This is a genomic window from Cobetia sp. SIMBA_158 (genome assembly GCF_046566945.1).
In the GTDB taxonomy this organism is placed as follows: domain Bacteria; phylum Pseudomonadota; class Gammaproteobacteria; order Pseudomonadales; family Halomonadaceae; genus Cobetia; species Cobetia amphilecti.
Map to the genome: position 1 here is coordinate 1 of NZ_JAWJYL010000440.1, position 267 is coordinate 267.

General features: G+C 35.6%; 1 protein-coding gene. It reads right to left on the bottom strand.

All coding sequences use genetic code 11. From position 1 onward, the window contains the following. Positions 1–267: hypothetical protein (locus R2R70_RS20605; protein ID WP_410978993.1), on the bottom strand; the 267-nt coding region annotated here is incomplete at both ends.

A 267-nucleotide genomic window follows, 5' to 3' on the forward strand; every position in this document is an offset into this window, starting at 1 on the left:
CCAAGGTCTCCAGCTTCAGTATAGATAATAATTTTTACAGGCTCCTGCTTAGAAAAAAGAGAGATGAAATTTTGAGTGAATTTGTTTAATCCCTTGACCTCTCCTGTGATGATTTTGTCAATCTCAGCAACAATTTCATTAACTGAGTTTACGGCACTGGTACTAAAGTGCGATCTATCATCGTATATATGAAGTATTTTCTTTTCTGGTTCATAGAGATAGTTAAAGTGACTTTTCTCGTCAAAACCTGCTTCGTAGATAGTACCT